12 protein-coding genes are annotated in these 20,227 nt (G+C 54.2%); 10 read left to right on the top strand and 2 right to left on the bottom strand.

Translation table 11 applies throughout. The features are described from left to right. The first annotated feature begins 109 nt into the window (after positions 1 to 109). The 10 genes from HH215_RS16425 to HH215_RS16385 all read left to right on the top strand — a co-directional run bounded on the left by HH215_RS16425 (position 110) and on the right by HH215_RS16385 (position 16,806). The gene (locus tag HH215_RS16425) at positions 110 to 1,237 is read left to right on the top strand and encodes a GntR family transcriptional regulator (protein WP_169280888.1); all 1,128 of its coding nucleotides are present in this window, start codon (positions 110 to 112) and stop codon (positions 1,235 to 1,237) included. Positions 1,238 to 1,239: 2 nt separating this feature from the next. Beyond that, positions 1,240 to 3,597, top strand: coding sequence for a helix-turn-helix domain-containing protein (locus HH215_RS16420; protein WP_169280887.1), 2,358 nt, complete (start codon positions 1,240 to 1,242; stop codon positions 3,595 to 3,597). A gap of 207 nt (positions 3,598 to 3,804) precedes the next feature. Further along, positions 3,805 to 4,734, top strand: coding sequence for an ABC transporter permease (locus tag HH215_RS16415; RefSeq protein WP_254450511.1), 930 nt, complete (start codon positions 3,805 to 3,807; stop codon positions 4,732 to 4,734). Between the two features lie 15 nt (positions 4,735 to 4,749). Beyond that, positions 4,750 to 5,637: a carbohydrate ABC transporter permease gene (locus tag HH215_RS16410; RefSeq protein WP_169280886.1), complete on the top strand. Its 888-nt coding sequence runs from the start codon at positions 4,750 to 4,752 to the stop codon at positions 5,635 to 5,637. 72 nt (positions 5,638 to 5,709) lie between these two features. Further along, on the top strand, positions 5,710 to 7,293 hold the full coding sequence (locus HH215_RS16405) for a DUF3502 domain-containing protein (protein ID WP_169280885.1): 1,584 nt from the start codon (positions 5,710 to 5,712) through the stop codon (positions 7,291 to 7,293). Positions 7,294 to 7,372: 79 nt separating this feature from the next. Further along, positions 7,373 to 10,024, top strand: a complete 2,652-nt coding sequence (locus tag HH215_RS16400; RefSeq protein WP_169280884.1) for a glycoside hydrolase family 38 N-terminal domain-containing protein — start codon at positions 7,373 to 7,375, stop codon at positions 10,022 to 10,024. Positions 10,025 to 10,036: 12 nt separating this feature from the next. Beyond that, positions 10,037 to 10,372 (top strand): acetylxylan esterase, encoded by a 336-nt coding sequence (locus HH215_RS36410; protein ID WP_254450510.1) that lies wholly within the window; start codon positions 10,037 to 10,039, stop codon positions 10,370 to 10,372. After that, positions 10,329 to 10,484 (top strand): acetylxylan esterase, encoded by a 156-nt coding sequence (locus HH215_RS36405; protein ID WP_310735602.1) that lies wholly within the window; start codon positions 10,329 to 10,331, stop codon positions 10,482 to 10,484. The genes HH215_RS36410 and HH215_RS36405 overlap by 44 nt, the downstream gene beginning before the upstream one ends. Positions 10,485 to 10,654: 170 nt before the next feature. Then, complete coding sequence (locus HH215_RS16390; protein WP_169280883.1) at positions 10,655 to 14,476, top strand: beta strand repeat-containing protein; 3,822 nt, start codon at positions 10,655 to 10,657, stop codon at positions 14,474 to 14,476. After that, the gene (locus HH215_RS16385; RefSeq protein ID WP_510549641.1) at positions 14,467 to 16,806 is read left to right on the top strand and encodes an SGBP N-terminal domain-containing protein; all 2,340 of its coding nucleotides are present in this window, start codon (positions 14,467 to 14,469) and stop codon (positions 16,804 to 16,806) included. Before HH215_RS16390 ends, HH215_RS16385 begins: the two co-directional genes overlap by 10 nt. A gap of 699 nt (positions 16,807 to 17,505) precedes the next feature. Here HH215_RS16385 and HH215_RS16380 read toward each other — a convergent pair. Both HH215_RS16380 and HH215_RS16375 read right to left on the bottom strand, forming a co-directional pair. Then, positions 17,506 to 18,792 (bottom strand): MFS transporter, encoded by a 1,287-nt coding sequence (locus tag HH215_RS16380; protein ID WP_169280881.1) that lies wholly within the window; start codon positions 18,790 to 18,792, stop codon positions 17,506 to 17,508. 72 nt (positions 18,793 to 18,864) lie between these two features. After that, positions 18,865 to 20,022 (bottom strand): winged helix-turn-helix domain-containing protein, encoded by a 1,158-nt coding sequence (locus tag HH215_RS16375; RefSeq protein WP_169280880.1) that lies wholly within the window; start codon positions 20,020 to 20,022, stop codon positions 18,865 to 18,867. Between the last annotated feature and the right edge of the window lie 205 nt (positions 20,023 to 20,227).

Below are 20,227 nucleotides of genomic sequence, written 5' to 3'. Positions count from 1 at the left end.
CCTTAAGGACGGCGGAAGCCTTTTTTGCTTGCTAAATTGACACAGATGATACAGCTGTAATATAGTCGATCTATTCATAGATAGACTAGAAAGGACGAAGCTTTCTTCTATGTCGAATTATCCTTACGTTAGAATTAGAGATGACATTAAGAAGAGAATTCTGGAAGGGGAATGGCTAGGGGAGACCCGTCTGCCTTCTAGCCGCGACTTCGCGAAAACCTATCGATCGAGCGTCAACACGGTAGAGAAAGCGATCAAGGAATTGTGCGCCGACGGGTTGTTGAAGCGCGATAATAGAAGGGGGACGTTCATCAACAACGGCGTCGTCTCCCTTCGCGACGATCGGCGCGCCGGGCTCGTTGCAGCATCCGTGATCGGTATCGAGAATCCGCTCTGGGCGAACGCCCTAAGGGGAATTGAGAACGTACTGAGCCTGCATGGTTTCCAACTGCTTAGCTTCAGCGACGATCGAAGCTTGGATAAGCTGGAGACGTTCGTGGAAAGCGCGATAGCCAAGCGGGTTGACGGCGTTATCCTAAGTCCGATTTTCGACCGACGAGAAGAGGTACGAACTCGCAGGATATACGAAAGGCTGAAGGAGAGCGGCATCGAGGTCGTGTTCCTCGACCGACACCCCTACGACAGCGATATCCCGTTCGTGACTAGCGATAATATCGCCGGAGCCTATAAGCTGACGAAACTGCTGCTCGATCAAGGGCATCGGCGGATTCTGTTTCTGCGCAACGCGGACTTGAGCACGTTCCATGAGCGATTGCTTGGGGTGAAGCAAGCTTATCTGGATGCGGGGATGATGTTCGAGCAGCGCCTGGACGTGCTTATCCCGACCGAATTCGAAGACTTCAAGGATGAATTCGACGCTTTCGCGGACGCCGCGGGAGATAAGATTAAAGAGACGGGCTGCTCGGCCGTCTTCGCCGCGAACGACCAAGTCGCGGAGGCGGTGATCGCCGCGTTCGGGAAGCTCGGCATCCGCGTGCCGGAAGACGTGTCACTCGTCACTTATGATGCGCTAAATCTGAATCGAAGGCTTCAGCTCGACGTGACGGGCGCGAACCAACCTTTTTACGATATGGGAAAAACGGCGGCGAATCTGCTCGTGAACTTGCTCGAAGGCAGAGAACATCTGTCCGTGCCTGGCAGTATTTGCAAAGCCGAGATCAATTTCGGAAGTTCCGTTGGACCTACTGGATACGAAGCTGACATAGGGTGGGGCTGAAGATGCGATTCCCGCGATTATTCCGAGAGAAGAAATATTGGCTGAGAATTTTCCTTTGGATCGCCTGCGTTATATTGTTGATCGTGTGTTCTTTCTCCGCGCTGATCTACTATAGCGTCGAACGCAAAGTGTTCCAAGGCGAATACGAGAACAGCCAGAAGATTTTGTCGCAGATGAAATACAATATCGATTACTTGGATTCGACGATCCGCAATCTGACGTTATCCACTTATAGCAACAACGAGATCAAGGCGCTTATGTATCTCAAGGAAGACGAAACCTACGATCATCTGAGTACAATCAACAAGTTGAACTCCACGATTATCGCGAACAATCCGTTCCTGCATTCTATTTATATTTATAACAACTATAAAAACGTCTATTATTCCACTTTCGGGGATCTGTTTCATAAAGACGCCGAATTGGATCAGGCGTTACGCTCTTATGACAGAATTCCTACATTAAAAGCAATCGTGCGCAAGCTGAAAGTGTCCGACGGAACTGATCCGAATTATATGACTGTCTTGAGCTATATCATGTACGAGAACGTAGACTCCCGGAACGGAATGGACGGCGCCGTCATTCTCAATATTAAGCTGGACTGGCTCGTAAACAACATACGTGCGCTGAACGGAACCGATTCCGGGGCTAGCAGCTTCCTGTATATCTTGGACAGTAGCAAGCGTTTGATCGAGACCGAACCTCCGGGACCGGTCGCTTCAAATCCGTTCGCCGTCCAGATTCGCGAGTCGTATATGCAATCGGTGGCCGGGCAATCCGCGACGGCTGGCGCCGCTTCGGGTTTTCTGACGAAGAAGGTGCAAGGCGAGAAGTATATCATCTCGTACATTCACCTGGAGAATACGGGATGGACGCTGCTCGAAGCGAGACCGTACAAGGAAGCTTACGCCAATCTGAAGCAATTGCTGGATACGATTCTGCTCATTACGGGCGCGGTGTTCATCGGAGCGCTGCTGCTGACGTTATCCGTTACCCGGGGCATCTATTCGCCGGTTCGCAGATTGATGGAACAGACATCGATGGGCGGCTCCGCGCAAGACTTGACGCTTCGTTCCGGCGCTCGCGACGAATTCGCTTATTTAATGGAAGTTTACCGACAGTCCAAGGAGCAGCTGTACGAATATCATCTGGAGAAGAACAACAATACGATTATCATGAAGCTGTATTTCTTGAAAAAATTGCTCGTCGACAGTTTCGGCATGAGCGTAGCCGAAGCCGACGACGTGTTAAAGCAGCTAGGGGATACGCTTTCGAGGAAGAAGCCGTTCATCGTCGGAGTGCTGCGGATCGACGATTACAAGCTGTTCATGCGCAGAAGCTTGGCCGAACGCGAGCTGCTCCGGTTCGCGATCGCGAACGTCACGGCTGAAGTGCTGTCCAAGGCGTTCGTCGCGCAGACCGTCGATATGAAGGACGATTCGTTCACGATCTTGCTCAACTCGGACGATCGCAAGGACGCGGAGCAGCAGGTGGCGCTCTTGCTTGCGGAAGCTCAAGGATATATCCAGCGCCATTACGGAATGACTTTCTCCGCGGCGGTTAGCGAACCCGTCGCCGAATATACGGTGATCGCCGCCGCATACAGCCATGCGTTCGCGAATAGCGCATACAGATACGTGTACGGTCCGATGTCGGTGATGACGCAGTCGATGATCGATGAACGGACGGGCGATGCCGATATCGAACAAACAATGGAAACGGAAAGCCGATTCATCGAAACGTTCAAGAAAGGCGATCCGGCGAAAACGGAGGAGAAGTTCCGCGAGCTGTTCCGCCAAATCCGGCGGCTGGAATACACCGATATTATGCTCGTCGGAATGCAGGTCGTTCATCATCTGAAGAAAGCGATCTACGAGATGAACCGGACCCGCAAGGAGCCAATCAACATTCCGAAACGGTTGCTGAACCGGGAGCTGTACGAGGAAGAGACGATCGAGCGGTTCGAGCAAAATCTGCTGGAGGCGATCGGCGCGATCGGACCCGAAGGAAACGAAGGTGCGATCGAAGGCAATAGGGTAGCGGCGGATACGATTAAAGAGATCATCGACAACAATTACTTCGACTCGGGACTATCGGCGACCGGCATTTCCGATATGCTGAGGCTGTCCGCCTATAAGCTAAGCAAAATCGCCAAGGAGCATTTCGGCATGTCGATTCCGGAATACATCAATCAAGTTCGCCTGGCCAAAGCGGTGGAATGGATGGAAAATTCCAAGCTTAGCATCCAAGACATTATGCGCAGGGTCGGCATCGAGAACGAAAGCTATTTCTACAAGCTGTTCAAAGCGAATTTCGGAATGACGCCAAGAGAATATATAACTAAGAAGAGAGAGCAATAGTTCATCTTTTCGGATAAAAAAGTACCGCCGACCCCGTGTCGGCGGTACTTTTTCGATAAAGTGCAGTCCGATTTCCGAACATTTGCGTTTCGTACAGTGTATTTTTGACCCCTCGAAAATGAGCAGTATTCAGAAGGCCGCCCGATTTCGTATGCTCGGATCACAAACAGAGCGGCGGACGTTATCGCCGAAAGGGGGAACCACGCGGTGAGAATAGGGACGGCGCTACGCAACGAGGGCAAACACTTCTGGAGAGGCAAAAGCTTATTTCTCCTCAGCCTGCCCGCCATCATCATCGTCTTCGTGTTTTACTACTTGCCCATGTACGGCATCGTCATCGCATTCAAAGACATCAATTACGCCAAAGGCATATGGGGCAGCGAATGGACGGGGCTGGACAACTTCAAGTTCTTCTTCCAATCGCAAGACGCGATGCGCATTACGAGGAACACGCTTCTATTAAACGGCATCTTCATCGCGGTCGGCATCTTCTGTTCCGTCGTCATCGGGCTGTTAATGGCGGAGCTCGGGAGAAAATGGGTGAGAATCTTTCAAACGGTGCTGTTCTTTCCTTATTTTCTGTCCTGGGTCGTCATCGGTTTCGTGACTTACATTTTGCTGAACCCGTCCTACGGCGTCATCAATAAAGCACTGGAATGGATGAACGTCGCCCCGGTGGATTGGTACAGCATACCGGGTTATTGGCCGGTTATTCTGACGCTTACGTACTTATGGAAAAACGTCGGTTATACGGCGATCATCTTCTTCACGGGTTTGATCGCGATCGATACGACGTATTACGAAGCCGCTTCGATCGACGGAGCTTCCCGGTTTCAACAGATCCGGAAAATCTCGATTCCGCTTATCGTTCCGCTCATTACGCTGCTCGTCATTTTGAACGTCGGACGGATCTTCTATTCGGACTTCGGGTTGTTCTACTTCATCCCGCGGGATGCCGGCATGCTGTATTCGACGACCGATGTCGTAGATACTTACGTATTCCGCTCGTTGCGAGTGACCGGGGATCTAGGAATGGCTTCCGCGGCCAGCTTGTACCAAGCGATCGTCGGACTGGTGCTCGTCTTCTCGACGAACCTGATCGTTCGCAAATTCAACAAAGAGAACGCGCTGTTCTGACGGAGGCGATAGGCAATGCGCAAATTAAACGCAGAGAAAGCCGGCAATCAGCCGTGGATCATTTTGATTTTCATCTTCCTATCGCTATTGATCGTGTTTCCGCTCCTGTATGTCATCTCGGTATCGATGACGAGCGACGCGGACATTGCGCGATACGGGTATAGGCTTATTCCTAAGGAAGCTTCCTTCCTGGCGTACGACTACATTTTCCAGACACCGAAGGCTCTGCTGCAATCCTATTTGATCACGATCATCGTAACGACGGCGGGAACGGTACTTGCCCTGCTGCTAACGTCATCCATCGCTTACGTCATGACGCGCAAAGATTACCGGTACAGCAGGCTGATGACGTTTTTCGTATTTTTCACCTTATTGTTCAACGCGGGTCTCGTCCCTTCGTACATTGTCGCGACGAACGTGCTGCATATCCAGGACACGCTCTGGGCGCTTATTCTTCCTTACGGCGTTAGCGCATGGTTCACGATGCTGATGAAAGGCTTCATGGACGGGCTGCCGTTCGAGATTATCGAATCCGCTAAGATAGACGGCGCCTCGGAATGGGGGATTTTCGCCCGCATCGTGCTGCCGTTGTCCAAGCCTGCTCTGGCGACCATCGGTCTCTTCTATGCTCTCGCGTACTGGAACGATTGGTGGCTGGCGATGCTGTACATTCAGGATGAGAAGCTCATTCCGCTCCAGTATTACTTGCAGCGAATCATGACGAACATCGAGTTTCTTACCAAGAACATGCAAGCGGGCATCAGCGTCGACATGAGCTCGATCCCGACCGAATCCGCGCGCATGGCGATCGCGATTTTGGCCGCCGGGCCGATGCTGTTCGCCTTCCCTTTCTTCCAGAAATATTTGATCAAAGGGTTGACGGTCGGGTCTATTAAAGGCTAAAAGCAACAAAATTTCACTAGATTATCGGTCCGGTTTCGGATGATAATAAATAGACCATAGGAGGGTTATTCCATGAAAAGAAAAGGGAGCAAGTTTGGAACGGTATCGCTAGCTGTCATGTTATCCGTCGTTATGCTGCTTGGCGCATGCGGAAATGGGAACAACAACGATTCGAAGCCATCGCAAGCGGCAAGTTCGGAAGCGGCAAGCAGTCCCGCCGCAAGCTCGGAAGAGCCGGCCAGCACGGAAGCTAGCCCTGCCGCCGAACTGGAGCCTTATGAGATCACATGGTATTTGCCTCAAAGCGTATTCCCGGACGCTAAGCTCGTTCAAGACGCCATGAGCAAGATCACGAAGGAAAAAATCAACGCTACCCTAGACATTAAACTGGTCGACTGGGGTACTTACGATCAGAAAATGCAAGCGATCGCCGCTTCCGGCGAAAAAGCGGATTTGATCTTCACGTCCAACTGGACGAACGACTACCTGTCGAACGTGAACAAAGGCGCTTTCCTCGACGTAACCGACCTGCTTCAGCAGCACGGTCCGGACATCCTGAAGCAAGTGCCGCCCGCCGCATGGGATGCCGCGAAAGTGAGAGGCAAGCTATACGCCATCATCAATACGCAAGTTCTGGCTAGGACGCCGGGCGTTCTGATCAACAAGGACTATCTGGATAAATACGGCTACACGCCGGATCAATTCAAGACGTTGGCGGACATGACTCCGTTCTTGGAAAAAGTAAAGCAAGGCGAGCCGGAAAAATATCCTTTCAGCTTGAAAGGCGACACGGACGTCATGGGCAACTACGGTACGACGCTCGGTCTGGAGTATTTCGCTCAGAAAAATCCCGGCGTCGTCCGTATCGGAGACGAAGCGAGCCAAGTCGTTAATCTGTACGAAACGCCCGAGTTCATCGGCTTCCTGAAGCAAATGCGCGAATGGTACGAAAAAGGCATTATCCGTAAAGACGCGGCAACGTTGAAAGACACGAACTCCGACGAGCTGGCGGGGAAATACGTCACGTCTACGTTTACGGTTATTAACCCGGATTCGGCTGCCAACCAAGCCGTGAGATTCGGCGGCGGCGACGCCTCGAAAGTCGCTGCGGTCGAGTTCTCCAAGCCCTATATGAGCACGGGCTCCATCATCGCGACGATGACCGCGATCTCGCGTACGTCCAAAGATCCCGAAAGAGCCATGATGTTCTACAACCTGCTCTACGCCGATCAAGAATTGTTCAACCTGATGAGCTACGGAATCGAAGGCACGCACTATACGAAAGTCGGCGACGACTTGATCAAGAAAGTCGACAACGCAGGCTACTGGGTAGATTCCGGCTGGGAATACGGCAACATGTTTAACTCCTACCGTACGAGCGAAACGCAGCCGAAATGGTATCCTGCCGGTCCGGATAAGAACGCGGCGGCGATTCCTTCCAAGCTGCTCGGCTTCTCCTTCGACCCGAGCAACGTGAAGAGCGAGCTGGCGCAAACGGCATCCGTAGTCGACGAATTCTATGCGGGCCTCATTACCGGTATCGCGGATCCCGACGTAATGTTGCCGAAGATGAATGCCAAGCTGAAGAAAGCCGGCATGGATAAGATTATCGCCGAAATGCAAACGCAAATCGATGCTTGGAAAGCTTCTAAATAACGAGATTAAGCACAATGGCCGCTGGCCTTCCGACAAAGAGGGAGTCAGCGGCCATTGTCGCGACATGGGGTGGAAAGCAATGCCGAAAATTAAAGAAGTACTCGTCTTGCACCATAGTCACCTGGATATCGGCTACACGCACGCGCAGCCGATCTTGTTGGAACTGCAAAAAAGATATATCGACGAAGCGTTGCAATTGTGCGAGCTTACGGAACAATGGGAAGAGCGCGACCGGTTCCGTTGGACGTGCGAATCGAGCTATCCGGTATTGTTATGGCTCGAGACGGCCGGCCCGGAACAAGTCGAGCGAATGAAGCGATATTTGAACAACGGACAGTTGAGCTTATCGGCTTCGTTCCTGCATGCGACTCCGCTCTGTACGGCGGAAGAGATGACAAGGATGCTGCAGCCGATCGCCCAGCTTCGCTCTCGTTTCGGAATCGAAATGAAGACGGCGATCCACCATGACGTGAACGGCCAGCCTTGGCCTTACGGGCAACTGTTGCTCGATGCCGGAATCGACTTTTTCATTATGGGAATCAACATCCATTTCGGCGGATTTCCGCTCGCTCGGCCCGGCGCTTTTCAATGGCAAGTGCCGGACGGTCGGAAGCTGCTCGCTTTTAACGGAGAACACTATTCCCTCTTCAGCCAGGTGTGCGACGTCAATGCGACGGATACGGGCATCATGGCGGAGGGGCTTGCGAAATATTTGGCCAAGATCGAAGCGAATCCCGACTATCCGTTCGATTTCGTCTATTTGACCGCGACGAATCTTCCGCTGTACGACAACAATCCGCCCGACCGCGAGCTTGCGGAACTGATTCGCAGGTGGAACGCGGAAGGCAGCGAGCCATCGATAACGTTCGTTACGCCGGAGCTATTGCGGGAGCGGGTGAACGCGAAGAAAGAACTGTTGCAAGAGCACGCGGGAGATTGGACCGACTACTGGAATTTCGGTTCGGGAAGCGCGGCCAAGGAAACGAAGCTGAACCGCAGAACGAAACAAGGGATGAAAGCCGTCGACTTACTGGATTCGTTCGAGAAAATCGACGATGTTTCGTATGATCGGATCAAGAAGCAAGCATGGGAGCAGATCATGCTGTACGACGAGCACACCTGGGGCGTGTTCCATTCGATCAGCGAGCCGAATCATTCCAATACCGACATTCAGTGGATGCATAAAGCGCATTATGCTTACCAAGCGAACAGCTTGACAGGCTTTCTGCTCGGCACTCAGATGGAACGTCTGGCAGGCAATCCGCCCCAATCGGAAGAGCCGGAAGGACTGCTGTTGGCGAACCCTTCTTCCGTTCCGATCGCGTACGACATTCAAATCCCGTCTAGTTTCAGAGCGTCCGGACGGCATTTGGCGGCGGACCGCATGCGGCACGTCTTGATGAACAACGAACGGAATCCTCTGCATACAAGTTATGGGATCGTCGAGCTGCCGCCGTTCAGCTGGCGTAAAATCCCTTTTCGCGATTTAAAGCCTGCAGAACCGTCGGATTGGATTGAAGCGTTCCCGGGCCAAACCGAGATCAACGGGGAAGGACCATGGGAACGCGAAGTCGTCGTAGAGGAAGGCCGGATCGAGACTCCTTTCCACCGCTTACGTTTCAACCTTATAACCGGACGGATCACGAGCTTGTTCGATAAGAAGAACGACTGGGAAACGCTCGATCTCTCCAGTCCGTGGAGTTTGTTTCAATACGTTCAGGAAACCGTGGATCCAACGTTCCATCCGAACGATCGCAACGCGATTTTCCCGCGGGACGTGGCGAAGGGGAACGAAGGAATCAGCGTGTGGAATCACGATTGGAAAGCGAGAAGGCAGACGTATTCACGGCTGATCTCTTGCCGGGTCGAGCGAGGGGCGAATTGCGCTTCGCTATTCCTGAAGTGGGAGGCGCCGGGCGTCGAAGAGTTGGAGCAGCGAATCACGTTATTCGGCGATCGAGGCGATATCGAACTTAAAGCTAGTTTCCTTAAAGAAGATATTACGACGCCGGAAGGAACGTATTTCGCGTTCCCGCTGAACCTTAAGAAGTGGCGCTGCCATTATGATACGGCGGGTCAATTCGCGGAAATGGATGCGCAGCAGCTACCGGGAGTATGCAGGGATTATTTGACGGTGGATAAAAGCGTCTCCGTCGCGGACGAAGAACACGGGGTCACGCTCGTCTGCGTCGATGCGCCGCTCGTGCAGGTCGGAGACTTCCATTTCGGCAAAGAGCAGAAGCACGTGGAACGTCGCGACAATCCGCTGCTGCTGGCGTGGCCGATGAACAACTATTGGGACACGAATTTCCGAGCTCGCCAGCCGGGCTTTAACACTTTTACGTATGTGTTGTCGACGTTCCGCGAGTTCGATCCGGCAGCGACGATGGCGAAGGCCGTGCAGGCCGTCACGCCGGTGATTTCGATTCCGGCGGTCGTATGCGCTCAGGAGGAAGCGGGACGATTCATCGAGTTAAGCGGAGACGAGGGCGTTCAGTTGTTCGACGTCAAGCCTTCCGAGAAAGGCTCCGGCATCTTGATCCGGTTGGGCAATTGCACGGATGGCGAAACGCAAGCCCGGATCGGATTCCCGGGCAGGACGATCGAAGCCGCTTGCCATACGGATGCGCTGGAGCAATTTCGCGCCGGGATAGACGAGATGGACGGGCAGCGTCTGACCGTGAAGCTCGAACCGAAGCAAATGGCGCATCTGCTCGTCGTATTGGCGTAAATCAAGGAGGGAATGGACATCGCGCAGCTATTCGATATGAGTTTGGAGGAAATGCGTCATTATCGGCCACGGTTGACGAAGCCCGACGATTTCGATGTATTCTGGGAGCGCGGGCTGGAAGAGCTGGACCGAACGCCACTGCAGGTGTTGGAGAGAGTGCCCGTGGAGTATCCGAGCGATCGGGTGCGCGTGTTTCGAATCGCGTTCGCCGGTTTCCGCGGCGCGAGGATCGAGGCGCTGCTGGCTTTGCCGGGGGTGGTTACGTACGCGAATTCGTTGTCATACTTGGATCTGCATCGGTTAAGTGGGCACGGTGACGCCGCCGTCCACCGTCTTCGCCGCATATAATCATCTGCAATGCCCGAAGGACATTTCGGTTCATCGCTATCACGGGCACGAGTTTATCCCGAGCGCTCATACGAGGAAGCTGCAAACGCTGCGAGAGCGCTTGAAACCATAAGACGAAGCACTCATTCCGATCAGGGATGGGTGCTTTTTTAATTTGACGGAAGTTTTTCGAATATCGTGTCGGATAATCGGTTTATCGTAGTTTTTTTTGTGTTTTACCGTCGTTTTACCTTGCTTTGATACGGTGGAGTTATCCCTGTACGAATTGGAGGTTTAGAAAAGATGATAAGCAAGAAAAGGCGGTTGTTTCGCGCAACCGTCCTCCTGTTGATAGGAGCGATGGTCGCGGCTTTGTTTCCCGTTAGCGAGATTAAGGCTTCTTCTTCGTTCGCGGGAGGAGACGGAACGCCGGGCAATCCTTATTTGATCGCCGACCCGGAGCAATTCGACGCCATCCGATCGAATCCGTCCGCCGCCTATAAGCTGGTCGCGGATATTGATTTGTCCGTCTATGCTACGGCGGACGGGGGGAGAGGATGGGTTCCGATCCCCAGCTTCGGGGGTTCGCTGGATGGCGATGGGCATCGAATTATCGGACTGGTCGTGAACCGAGGGGACTCGAGCCGAGCCGGATTGTTCGCATACATCGGCGGGGGAAGCGTGTCCCGACTGATTGTTGCGGATGCCCAGGTAACCGGGAACAACGATTCGGGCATTCTGGCCGGAACGATCTATTTCGGAAACATAGACAACGTCTACACTTCCGGGCAAATGAGCGGGGGCGGAATTATCGGAGGATTAGCCGGGGATGTTCAAGATACGTCGGTAAGTTTCTCCGGTTCATCGGTCGTCGTCAGCGGCACCGACACGGTCGGCGGCTTGATCGGGCAGTTCGGCGCCTACAACGTAAGCACGTCTTCGATTACGGACAGCTTCGCGGAAGGAAACGTCCAAGGCACGGGCGACTACGTCGGCGGACTAATCGGCATGACGCTGGGCGGTACGATCGAACGTAGCTACGCCTCCGGAACTGTCGAGGGCGTAGGCTCGATCGGCGGACTGCTGGGAAGAGGCAACGGCTCGATCTTGCGGGATAGCTACGCGGCGGGTTCGGTTAGCGGCGCAAGCGTCGTAGGTGGCCTGATCGGCAGTTTGTACGAGGTGGCCTTCGTCAACTGCTACGCGGTCGGAGCCGTTACCGGAGACGCGACTACGGGGGGATTCGGAGGATACGATTACCAATCGACTTACGAACGCAACTATTGGGATCCGGCTCTCACCGGACAGCAGTACGGATTCGGTTATAGCGCGGATTTCTATGCGGCGACCGCTCTCACGGAGGTCAACCGCTATAACGCGGCAAGCTACTCCGGTTGGGACTTCGGCGGAACGTGGGCCGATCCGGCCGGCACGGGGTATCCGGTCCTGTCGAACAACGCGCCGATGCGGCTTGCCGCATTAACCGCGGTTCCCGATAACGGAACGACGGCCAATCTGACGCCAGCGTTTCAATCGGGGATCCTGCAATACGCGGTCAGCGTTGCGTCCGATGTGGCTTCCCTGACGTTCGCGGCAACGGCCGCGAACGCCGGTTCCGCGATTCAGACGACGGGGGGGACTTCCCTGCTCGTCGGAGATAACGCCGCCTCGGTCACGGTGAGCGACCCGTTGGGTATCCGGACTCCGCGGACTTACGGGATCACGATCCGCAAACTTTCATCCTCCGCGTTGTCATCGGATGCGAGGTTGACGGATTTGAAGGTCGACGGCGTCGCGGTTGCCGGATTCGATAGCGACACGCACGCTTATACGGTTAACGCTCCGTCGACGACGACCTCGGTGAACGTGACGGCGACGACGAGCCATCCGGATTCGACATATACGGTAACCGGAGGCGGCTCCCTCTCTTTTGGTAACAACGCGGTAGTCGTGACGGTTACTTCGTCCGACGGCACCGTGCTTACGTATACCCTTACAGTCGTTCGATCCCCGTTCGCGGGAGGAGACGGCACGGCCGCTTCGCCTTATTTGGTCGAGACGGCTCAGCAATTCGACAAGATCCGGGAGACGGATTATTATCAGAAGGATTTTCGATTGATCGCGGACATCGATCTGTCGTCGTTTGCGAACTGGGATCCGATGTATTTGGAAGGCACCTTGGACGGAGGCGGCCATCGGATTACGGGGTTGAAGATCAATCGGCCGAACCAGGACGACGTCGGATTGTTCAACTATATCTACGATGGCGCAGTCAACGATCTTCGAATCGTAGGAGCCAACGTCGTCGGTCGGGATCAGGTCGGCATCCTTTCGGGGTGGTTGACCAGCTTCTCGGCGTCCGGCATCCACGTGTCCGGTACGGTTAAGGGACGGAATTACGTCGGAGGCGCGTTCGGCCTTTCCTACGGCCCCGTGAGCTCGAGCAGTTCCATCGCCGAAGTGACGGGAAGCGGCAACCAAGTCGGAGGACTCGTCGGGCAGAATTTCGGAATCGTAACGGAAAGCTTCGCGGAAGGTGCCGTCAAAGGAGCAGCTCAGGTAGGAGGCTTGATCGGTTACGATAATGGGGGAACGATTACGAACAGCTTCGCGACGGGAGCGGTCACCGCGACCGGCGCGACGGCCGGGGGATTGATCGGAGACGGCAGTTCGGGAACCTATACGGACAACTACGCTACGGGCAAGGTTCAAGCAAGCAGCGCGGCCGGCGGTTTCACGGGCAAGCGTACGGGCGCGGATTTACAACGAAACTACTGGAATACGACGACCTCCGGTAAAAGCAATGGAGCCGGAACCGGGTCGAGCAGCGGGATGACGGGGTTGACGACTGCCGCGATGAAGCAGCAAAGCAGCTTCGCTTCTTGGGATTTCGCAACGGTATGGACGATCGCGGGTGGTAAAACGACGCCTTACCTGCAATCGAAGAAGCCGCTAGGGCTCACGGACATGACGGTAACGGCGAGTACGGGGGACGCGGTCTCCGTAGCTCCGTCCGTCGATAATCTGAACTCGAGTTATTCGACGACCGTGCCCGGCAGCGCGACAAGCGTAACCGTAACGGGGACTCCTCTGGATTCCGCTGACGCGGTTACCGTGATCGGGGGAACGAATCTGATTTCGGGGAGCAACGCCGTAACGGTAAGATTGACGAGCGCTAACGGAATCGACAAGCGGGACTATGCGCTGGAGGTTATTCGGGCCGATCCGTCCGACGCCGGATTAAGCGCGCTGACGCTTTCCGCGGGCTCGTTGAATCCTGCTTTCGCCAAGGCAACGATAACGTACAATGTTTCCGTCCCTATTGGGACGTCCGTTCTGAAAGTCACTCCGACGGTCAGCGGTGCCGGCTCGACGGTCACAGTGAACGGCGCTGACGTCTCCAGCGGTCAAGCTAGCCAGGACTTAGCGCTGGCCGTGGGGAATACGACCGTGACGATCGTTGTCAATTCCGCGGACGAAACGGCGAGCCGAACGTACACGTTAACGGTGAATCGCCCGGCCGGCAGTTCCAACGCGAACTTGAGCGCGTTGACGACGACGGCGGGATCGCTGAGCCCGACCTTTAGCGGGACGGTGACGTCTTATTCGACGCCAAGCGTCGGAAACAGCACCTCTTCGGTCACAGTGAGGCCAACGGTGGCGGATTCGACCGCCACGATTAAGGTAAGCGTAAACGGCGGTACGGCCGTGAGCGTGAACAGCGGATCGAACAGCTCGAATCTGGCGCTGAAGGTCGGCACCAACAACATCGTCGTTACGGTCACCGCCCAAGACGGAACGACGAAAGATTACGAGATTTCCGTCGTTCGCTCTGTCACGCTGACGGGATTGACGTTATCCTCCGGAACGCTGAATCCCGCGTTCGGCGCCAATACGACGAGTTACGCCGCATCCGTGGGCAATGGCGTCTCCAGTCTGACCGTAAGGCCGACCACGACAAGCGTCGGTGCGACCATATCGGCCAGCGTAAACGGGGGAACCGCCGTCTCCGTCTCCAGCGGTCAGAACAGTTCGCCGCTCCCGTTGAATACGGGCACGAATACGGTCGACGTGATCGTGACTTCGGGGATGGAACGCTTTCCAAAACGTATACGATTACCGTAACCCGGGCGAAGAGCACGGCGAGGGATCTCACGGCTTTTAGTTTCGAGGGTTTATCCCCGGCCGTAACCGGTACGATTAGCGGCGCTTCGATTACAGCTACCGTTCCCTACGGCACGGATGCGAGCGCGCTAGTAGCAACGTTCGAAAGTTCGCCGGCGGCCACGGTGAAAGTAGGGACCGCCGCTCAGACGAGCGGGGTTACGCCGAACGACTTCCGTTCGCCGATTACGTATCGGGTGACCGCGGAAGATGGGACGTCCACGAAAGATTATACGGTAACCGTCGCGATTGCGCCGAACCCGGCGAAAGACCTAACGGCGTTTAGTTTCGAAGGCTTGTCTCCGGCGGTAGTCGCGACGATTAGCGGAACGACGATCTCCGCGACCGTGCCATACGGAACGGACGTGAGCGACTTGGTTGCGACGTTCTCCACGACGGGATCGTCCGTCAAGGTAGGGACTACTCTGCAAGCGAGCGGAATTACGTCGAACGACTTCTCGTCGCCGGTAACGTACACGGTTGAGGCGCAGGATGGAACGACGAAGGCATACACAGTGACGGTGAGTGTTGCGGCAAGCGATGCTAAGGACTTGACGGTGTTTAGTTTCGAAGGCTTGTCTCCGGCGGTAGTCGCGACGATTAGCGGAACGACGATCTCCGCGACCGTGCCATACGGAACGGACGTGAGCGACTTGGTTGCGACGTACGCAACGACAGGCTCGCTAGTGAAGGTAGGTTCGACGCTGCAAGCGAGCGGGGTTACGCCGAACGACTTCTCGTCTCCGGTGACGTACATCGTCGAGGCGCAGGATGGAACGACGAAGGCATACACAGTGACGGTGAGTGTTGCGGCAAGCGATGCCAAGGACATAACGACGTTTAGCTTCGAAAGCTTGACACCTGCGGTCGTCGGAACGATCAGCGGAACGGCGATCTCCGCGACAGTGCCATACGGAACGGACGTAAGCGGCTTGGTGGCGACGTTCGTCACGACCGGTTCGATAGTGAAGGTAGGAACGACGGTTCAAGCGAGCGAAATGACGCCGAACGATTTCTCATCGCCGGTAACGTACACGGTTGAGGCGCAGGACGGATCGACGAAGTCGTATACGGTGACGGTGAGCGTTGCTGCAAGCGATGCAAAGGATCTCACGGCGTTTAGCTTCGAGGGCTTGACACCTGCGGTCGTCGGAACGATTAGCGGAACGACGATCTCCGCGACCGTGCCATACGGAACGGACGTAAGCGGCTTGGTGGCGACGTACGCAACGACAGGCTCGCTAGTGAAGGTAGGTTCGACGCTGCAAGCGAGCGGATTGACGCCGAACGACTTCTCTTTGTCGGTGACCTATACTGTCACGGCGCAGGACGGAACTACAAAGTCGTACACGGTGACGGTGACTGTCGCTGCAAACCCTAACCCAGGCGGTAATCCAAGCCAACCGAGCGGAGGGGGCGGCGGATCCACGATCGACTTAAGCGAAGCGTTTATTCCCGCAGGTCAGAAGGGAGAGGTCGCTCTCGACGACGAGTTCAGGATCCTCGTCCCTTCCGGATCGACGGATCGCGATCTTCGTCTTAAGGTAACGCAGGTGAAGGATACGTCTCGCCTTTTCGAACAGGGAGAGAATTCGGCCAGCTCCGTATTCGAAGCGGTAAAGAGTCTCACGGGCCGTTTCCTCAGTCCCATTACGATCAGTATGAAATTCGACCCGGCACGGATAAAAGGCGAGATGAAGCCTTCGATTTTCTATTATGATGAACAACGGATGAAATGGGTGGAGCTAGGAGGGGTCGTATCCGGTAACCGGATAACGGTCGAAGTCGATCATTTTACCAAATTCGCCGTGTTAGCGGTCGGCAAGTCCGCCGATATCGAGGTCGATACGAATGAGGGCAGCCCCGCCGATCCCGTTGCTTCATTCGTTGATATCCAGAAACATTGGGCGGAAAAAGAGATTCTGCAAGCGATCATCCATAAGTTCGTCGCCGGGTATTCCGACGGAACTTTCCGGCCTAACCAAGCCGTCACGCGGGCCGAGTTCGCAGTTATGCTCGTACGGGCGTTGAACCTACCGAATAAGAAAGCTTCTCTCGCATACAAGGATAACGACCGGATCGGAACGTGGGCACAAGACGCCATTGCACGGGCGGCGGAAGCGGGATTGCTCAGAGGATATTCGGACGGCACCTTCCGGCCGAACGATCGGATAACCCGGGCGGAGATGGCCGTGATGGTCGCGAACGCTCTTCACGCGGGGCCGGACCGGAGGCCAAGCTTGATTTTGCAGACCGCGAAGCGATTCCGAAGTGGGCGAAAGAAGCCGTAGAACGGTTAACGAGCTCGGGTATCATGCAAGGTCGCGGCGGCAACAAATTCGAGCCTGAAGCCATCGCGACGAGAGCGGAGTCCGTATCGGTAATTCTGCGATTAATGGATAACGGAAAATGATTTCTCTTTGTTTCACGAAACGAATTGTGCAAAAGCCGCTCGGCAAAGGCAATGTCATTAAGATAAGGCGCATGGCTAAAATCAAGAGCAAGAGCAGGTTATCGAATAGATAACCCGCTCTTTTTTTGAGCGAATTTTGCTTGATCCTACGGAATTTAGCTCCTGAGCAAAGTACACACATCCAATAAGTTACAGGTTAGTTGTGCAGGTATGTGCAGTTCGCTCAGGTAGTCGGAAAGAGCGTTGATGGAAAAAATGATTAATGATCGCTGTACCGGTGCAAGGCTTCACGCGAGATGATGTGATTACAGTGCCAAGAAGTAACGTTAGGGCGCCGACTCCGAGCACGGATGAAGCCATAGTGCCAAGAAGTAACGCTACAGCACCGACTCCGAGCACGGATGATTCCATAGTGCCAAGAAGTAACGCTACGGCGCCGACTCCGAGCACGGATGAAGCCATAGTGCCAAAAAGTAACGCTACAGCTCCGACTCCGAGCACGGATGAAGCCATAGTGCCAAGAAGTAACGCTACAGCACCGACTCGGAGCACGGATGGGCAATCGTTTTGCCCTCGATCAAAAAGAACTCTGCTCCACGGCGCTATCTCTACTAAACGCTTTTCTAGTCGATGGCCATAACACTTTGCCCAGCACAATGCCGGCTATTCCGATTCCCGTAATCGCAAGGCCCATATTCAGGAACGTACGAGATGGTCCGGCAACTTGCACCAGAAGTCCTCCAAGCAACGGCGCTCCTATCATGACAAACCCCAGAATCGTGCTTTGAATGCCGAAAACGCGGCCGGTCATATGCGAGGGCGTTTCTTTTTGCAGACAATAGTTGAACGTAACGATGAACAACCCGTTGCCGATGCCCAGTACGAAACCCAACGCAAGAACGGGAAGTACCGAAACCCCGGCTGGGAGCAATCCAAGCCCCCCAACGGCTATGCCGATCAGCGCATAACCGCTTCCGAACTTCCAACCATAACCCGCTGCGCGATTCATTTTATTCATGGCGACAATGATGAGTACTGCGCCTGCTCCAGCCGCTGCCACCATCCAACCGAGCAAGGATTCCCGATTCGGCGCCACCGAGCGGAAGAGGCTCGTGAATTGAAAGTCGATCATCTGAATGGCGAGCGACCCGGTTAATCCGAACAGCATCGTAACGAGCAGCAAGCGGCTGTGTAGAATGAAGCCCCAGCCTTCTTGCCACATCTTACGCAATGGAATTCGCTGCTCCTCATCGCCCGCCTTCCTTTCATTTTCCGCCTCGAAATTGTTAACGGTAAGCAGTAGCAGATAAGAAATGACCCTAAAGCAAGCGTTTAGCAAAATACACCAGTGCGGGGACAGGAAAGTTAAGGCGAATCCGCCCAATAGAGGACCGGCGATCTTGGAGCCTTGGTTCACGATTCCGTTAAGCGAAGTGGCTTGAAGCAACTGATCATCTCTCACTAAACGGCGTGTCAGCGCCTGCTGGGCGGGCACGTTTAATGAAGAAATTGACGCCCGCAGCATAAGCAGAGGAAGCAGCCAATACATGTTCGGCGCCAGTAACAATAGCAATGTCAGCGCGGCGGTAAGCAGATCGCAAATCCGCATCAGCTTCAGCTTATTCAAACGGTCGGCAGCGACTCCCGCAAACGATCCTAGCAGGATACTGGGCAGAGCGTTGGCAATCGGAATAAGAGCTAACATAAGCGGGCTCGCCTGCCAGCGATATCCGACAAGCACTTGAATGGCCAACGTGTCGAACCAGTCGCCGAAAGTTGCCGCGGCATATGCGCTATATACGCGCATGTAAATTTTGTTGCGAAGCAGACTTGAACTGGATCTGGATGGGTGTAACGCTTGCATGTCTCATACCTCCACTACAGTAAGATCGTTTAAGGCACGATATTACTGTAACGGAGGAATGTCAGAGCAAGATCAGAGGCGGTACAATTCGTTCATGATCGTAGCTTCCAGCGCCGCTGAAAGCTTGTCGAAGCCGATCCGCAGCCGTTCTTCTTCGAATAGAGTTATGTATTTCCGCAGCCGTTTTTTCTCCAGAGAGACCATATCGAGGTAATGAATAATCCGGTAAAGGGCACCTAGCTTCAGCGGCACAAATCCCGACTTGTCGAGTACCTGTAGTCCCTCATCCAACAGCTTTTCCGCTTCGCGCCATGCTTGGCGCCTTACCGCCCACAGTCCCATGACCACCTTAAAACTTCCGATCTCGCGTAGAAAAGGCTTAGCGCACAGCATTTCGGCTTCGATTGCTCCCGCCATTTTCTCCAGTTCATGCTCTTTCGCTCCTGCAACGAGGTGGACGAACATTTCGGCGATTGCAATGTGCGGAATAAAATTCTCGTAATCCGGATCGGCGATCGCGATGTGACTTATTTTCAAGCGCTCCAGCGCTTTATCTGGTTGTCCCGCCAGCGCGCACAGATCAAGAATGTTGAGAATTTCCATTTCCTTGTGCTGCGGGGGAGACAGCAGTTTCTTCGCTAACACTTGCTCGCAGATAGCCAGCCCCATTGCCGGATTACCTGAAAAAATATAAAACAACAGCAACCAATAAAAGCGTTCGCCAATCGGAGCTTCAACCGTATTCAGTAGCCAATCCAGATCGCCTTGCACGAAATGGACATACACGGCATAAAACGGGTCCAATTCGTAACCAAGAACATCTTGTTGTCGCGCAAGGGTTAGCATCGAACGGCCTTGGCCGTATTGCTGATATTTCTCGAATACATTCCGCATAGTCTCGTGCAGTTCTCGGTCCTGCGTAGTGGGATTCATTGCCCCCGGATGATTGGGATCGCGCAAAGCAAGGCTGTAGCCATATCCCCGGACCGTCTTAATTTCCAGATCGCCGAAAGGGTCTAGCTTCTTGCGCAGTCTGTAGATATGGTCATCCACCGTCCGTTCGACCGGATATTCCAGCGGCCACACGTTATCAAGCAACTGTTCGCGGTTAAACGTACGACCTCTGTTGCGGTAGAGAAATTGCAATAGAGCGAACTCCTTCGGCAACAAATCTATCGTTAAACCGTCGGCTGTCACTTTGAGCTCGCTTTCGTGTAATTCCAGTTGCATCCTGGCAAACCTTCTTTCCCTATGAACCGATTAGATAACCCCAGTATACCAGCCGGATATGAGGAGGTGTTCGATAATTACTGGAATAAACAGGGTTTCCGAGTAAAACGAGGCAAGATCTTTACTAATTTCGGAGATGGAACGGTCTAAGAGGGAACATGCGCGAGGCGACAGTTCTCGTTGGCACTGTTCAGTGTTTGTTAAG

Source organism: Cohnella herbarum, assembly GCF_012849095.1.
Classification (GTDB): Bacteria; Bacillota; Bacilli; order Paenibacillales; family Paenibacillaceae; genus Cohnella; species Cohnella herbarum.
This window is presented reverse-complemented; position numbering and strand designations above follow the sequence as displayed.